3 protein-coding genes are annotated in these 2,605 nt (G+C 29.1%); all 3 read right to left on the reverse strand.

Annotated elements, in window-relative coordinates; all coding sequences use genetic code 11:
* On the reverse strand, positions 1-186 hold a 186-nt coding region (locus CHH91_RS20870), incomplete at its 3' end, for a hypothetical protein (RefSeq protein WP_217973678.1).
* A 17-nt stretch (positions 187-203) separates the two neighbouring features.
* On the reverse strand, positions 204-1,586 hold the full coding sequence (locus CHH91_RS00010; protein WP_095220851.1) for a sugar phosphate nucleotidyltransferase: 1,383 nt from the start codon (positions 1,584-1,586) through the stop codon (positions 204-206).
* Positions 1,587-1,596: 10 nt separating this feature from the next.
* On the reverse strand, positions 1,597-2,605 hold a 1,009-nt coding region (locus CHH91_RS00015), incomplete at its 5' end, for a glycosyltransferase (RefSeq protein ID WP_141234100.1).

The raw sequence follows: 2,605 nt of genomic DNA on the forward strand, positions 1-2,605 counted from the left end.
TATTTTGAAAAGTACCTTTGTGAATTTACTTACTCTAATTTTTTTAAAATATACTATTACGAAAATAAACAAAAATGGTATTAGTAGTGCAGTCATGGAAGATGCAATAAATCCAAATTCGTTTGAAAGAGGCAAATCTTGAACTACTGTACTTATTATTACAATAAAGTAAATTAAATATCCCATAAATTGCTCCTAGTATATCATTCCACTTTTAATTCTTGTACTATATATTTTTTATATATTAATTCCCAATCTGTTTCATATCTTGTGATATCTAATTCATTAAAAATGTTACCACTTTGTACTTCTAGTATTTCAACATTTGTTTCTGCATAGAAGGCGTGTTTGCGATATGGCTTAACTTGAACTACATCTCCTGGTTGAACTTTAAAAGATTCTCCATCAATTATCATCTTTCCATAACCTTTAATAATAGTCCAATTCTCTGTTCTTTCGTTGTGTCTATGATAGCTTAAATTTTTACCTTGTTCTATATTTACTAATTTTATCAACACTCCATTGTTCTCATCTTGATCCACTTTACTTTCCAGTATCTTATACCATCCCCATCTTCTTTCTACGTACATAGGTTTATTATTAAAATTACTTACGTATTTCTTAATTAATGGGCTACTTTCTTTATCTGTTACTAAAATTCCATCAGGACTTGCTGCCACCAAAATGTTATCGGCTCCTAACACTGCAATTGGGATATTTAACTCATTTATAATTTTCGAGTTAGAGACCCCGTCACTTATTATGCCTAGACCAGAAATACTATCTTCAATTTCTTCTGACAAAGTGTTCCAAGTCCCTAAATCTTTCCAATATCCATTGTATGGAATTACTTTTATATCTCTTGCTCTCTCAACAACTTCATAATCAAAGCTTTGAGATTCCAAATTTTCAAAACTCTCAATGAGTTCATTGTATTCAATTGAGATATTTTTATTTTTCATTATTTCTATTATATATCCTAATTTAAAACTGAAGACTCCACAGTTCCAAAGAGCAGATTCATCTATAAGCTGCTTTGCGGTATGCTGATCTGGTTTTTCTTTAAAGCTTTTAACAGACATATAACTACCCTTGCTAACTTCTTGAGGAACTATATAACCATATTTTTCTGATGGAAATGTTGGTTCAACGCCTAATAAAGCCAAATCACAATTTGTATTACTAACTACTTCATCTAGTTCAAATAATTTAGAGTAAAATCTTTCTTCAACAAAAGGATCAACAGGTAAAACACAAATTGTCTCATCTAAATCTACATTTTCACTAAGTAAATATGAACAAGCTAAAGCAATAGCTGGAAATGTATCTCTTCTTTCAGGCTCAACGACTAAATTAATATCAGACCCTAATTGGCTATGTAATATTTCTACTTGAGATTTACTAGTAGTAATAATAGCTTCTGATTGTAGATTATTAACTCTTAACTGATTCCAAACTCTCTGTACCATTGATAATCTATTGTTGTTCTCGTCTTTTAAAACTTTTAGGAATTGTTTTGATCTAAAATCATTGGAAAGAGGCCAAAGTCTTTTACCTGATCCACCAGATAATAATACAAGTTTCACGTTATACCTCCTAATATTTTTTTATTATTTTTTTGTAATTACTTATTATGTCTTGATTCATTATTTCACTTGTGAAGTTATCCTTATAATTGATTCTACCATTTCTACCCATACGCTGATATTCCATCTTTGATGTTGTTTTTAATATTTGCTCCAGAGTATTGAGATTTTCAATATTGAAAATCTTACCATTGTATCCATCATCAATTATCTCAGAAAGAGCACCTCTATTACTTGCTATTACTGGAGTACTGTTTTTCATTGCTTCTATTGCAACGAGACCAAACCCCTCCCATCTTGAGGGCATTATTACAGCATCTGCACTTTTATAGTAACTATCTAACTCTTTATTATCGACCCATCCTAGAAAATGAATATTAGTTTTAACATTAGTTTCAAATTGAGTCTTAGATAACACACCTTCTCCAATAACATATAAGTTCAGATTTTCAGTGTCATACTTTTCAAAGTAATCAATTATAATATCAATTCCTTTTGCGTAGTCAAATCTACCCACGTATAATAAATTAATCTTATTATTGTCCATCTCTAGTTCAATATCCGATTCATTAAATGAATCTTTAATTCCATTATAGATAACAACTGATTTATCCTTAGGTAAATTACGTTTAAGTGACTGATCTAATTCATTATTTGATATATTTATTATTAGATCAGTTCTCTTAGATAATATCTTTTCAACAAACACAAAAACTTTATTTCTTAATTTGGAACCCTCCATTAAGAAAGACCAACCGTGTGAACAATATACTACTTTACATTTTTTCTTATTAAATAACAGAGGAAATCTAACGAATAACCCTGCAAATGTACTATGGATATGTATAACGTCTGGTTTAAATTTCTCTATGTATTTATTTATTCTATAAGCTGCCTTAAAAAAATATAAAGGATGTCTTTTATACTTGTAATAAAAGATATTATTATATTCTGAAAAACTTTCTGAATTGTATTCACTTAATATAAGACCCACTGATTCTATTTCATAACTATGTGTT

The organism is Virgibacillus sp. 7505 (assembly GCF_002272135.1).
Taxonomy (GTDB): Bacteria; Bacillota; Bacilli; order Bacillales; family Amphibacillaceae; genus Terribacillus.